General features: G+C 70.2%; 3 protein-coding genes. 2 read left to right on the forward strand and 1 reads right to left on the reverse strand.

From position 1 onward, the window contains the following. Nucleotides 1–2: 2 nt before the first annotated feature. Nucleotides 3–140 (reverse strand): hypothetical protein, encoded by a 138-nt coding sequence (locus tag EAO72_RS44245; RefSeq protein WP_410090563.1) that lies wholly within the window; start codon nt 138–140, stop codon nt 3–5. 120 nt (nt 141–260) lie between these two features. Between EAO72_RS44245 and EAO72_RS40730 the strand changes: the two genes are divergently transcribed. Together EAO72_RS40730 and EAO72_RS40735 are read left to right on the forward strand one after the other, a co-directional pair. Next, the gene (locus tag EAO72_RS40730) at nt 261–1,205 is read left to right on the forward strand and encodes an aldo/keto reductase (protein WP_148022427.1); all 945 of its coding nucleotides are present in this window, start codon (nt 261–263) and stop codon (nt 1,203–1,205) included. A 143-nt stretch (nt 1,206–1,348) separates the two neighbouring features. Continuing rightward, nucleotides 1,349–1,505 (forward strand): helix-turn-helix domain-containing protein (locus tag EAO72_RS40735; protein ID WP_148022428.1); only part of this gene is annotated, 157 nt, incomplete at its 3' end.

A 1,505-nucleotide genomic window follows, 5' to 3' on the forward strand; every position in this document is an offset into this window, starting at 1 on the left:
GATCAGCGGGGCAGCCGGATCAGCGGGGCAGCCGTGAACAAGGGGATGGCGGTGAACTCGGGCGGGGTGAAGCCGTCGAACACCACGCCCCCGACGATCATCAGGGTGGGCAGCAGCCTGACGAACCGCCGGGTCCGCACACCCCCGCCGTCCCGTCCCCGCTCACGCCGCCCACGTTCACCTCCGCACGTGCGTGCACCTACGTGGTCAGATGTACAGACCATGGAATAGCGCGGGCTGTGCAGGTGGTTGTTCCCCCCATGACTTCTCTCCGTAAGCTCGGTTCCTCCAGCCTCCAGGTCTTTCCGCTCGCCCTCGGCGGCAACGTCTTCGGCTGGACCGCCGACGAGGCACAGTCCTTCGCGGTGCTCGACGCGTACGCGGCGGCCGGCGGCAACTTCATCGACACCGCCGACGCCTACTCGGCCTGGGTCCCCGGCAACGAGGGCGGCGAGTCGGAGACCCTCATCGGCAAGTGGCTCGCCGCACGCGGCAACCGCTCCGACATCGTCGTGGCCACCAAGGTCGGCTCACACCCTGCGCACAAGGGGCTCTCCGCCACCACGATCAAGGCCGCCGCCGAGGAGTCGCTGCGCCGGCTCGGCACCGACCACATCGACCTCTACTACACGCACTTCGACGACGAGACCGTCCCGGTCGAGGAGATCATCAACGCCCTCGACCGACTGGTGAAGGACGGCAAGGTCCGCGAGATCGCTGCCTCCAACATCAGCCCCGAGCGGCTCCGCGCCTCGCTGGACTTCTCCGAGCGCGAAGGGCTTGCCCGCTACGTCGCTCTCCAGCCCCACTACAACCTCGTCTCCCGGGACACGTACGAGGGCGAGCTCCAGGAGACCGCCGCCGCGGCCGGGCTCGCGGCCGTCCCGTACTTCGCCCTCGCCTCCGGCTTCCTCACCGGCAAGTACCGTCCGGGTGCGACCGTGGAGAGCGCGCGCGCCGGGAGCGCGGCCGCGCACCTGGACTCGGAGCGCGGACAGAAGGTGCTCGCCGCGCTCGACAAGGTGGCACAGGAGCGGGACGCGGAGATCGCGACCGTGGCGCTGGCGTGGCTGGCGGCCCGGCCGACCGTCGCCGCACCGATCGCCTCGGCCCGTACGGTCGAGCAGCTTCCCGCGCTGGTCGCCGTCGCCGAACTGCGACTGACGGACCAGGAGCTGGCGGCCCTCACGGAGGCCTCCGCCTAGGGTCTTTGAGGCCTTCGCCTAGGTGTTCTGTCCCGGGAGGTTGTGGACGGGTGATGCAGGTCTCGACTGAGGGATCTTGAACGGGTGAGGGCCTTCCGGGTTCGGTGTGGATTGCGACGTCTACACCGACCAGAAAGGCCCTCGTGCCCCACCGTAATGCACCCCTGACCGAGACTGGACGGCTGCGGCTGGCCCGCTGTGTGGTCGAGGACGGCTGGCCGCTTCGCCGGGCCGCGGAACGCTTCCAGGTCTCCCCGACCACCGCCCAGCGGTGGGCCGGCCGCTACCGGGCCCTGGGCG

Origin of the sequence: Streptomyces sp. OR43, assembly GCF_008042275.1 — a bacterium.
In the GTDB taxonomy this organism is placed as follows: Bacteria; Actinomycetota; Actinomycetes; order Streptomycetales; family Streptomycetaceae; genus Streptomyces.

What these genes read in the sequence shown, in the direction of transcription:
- EAO72_RS40730 (WP_148022427.1), top strand. Translation starts at nt 261, where the DNA reads ATGACTTCTCTCCGTAAGCTCGGTTCCTCCAGCCTCCAGGTCTTTCCG.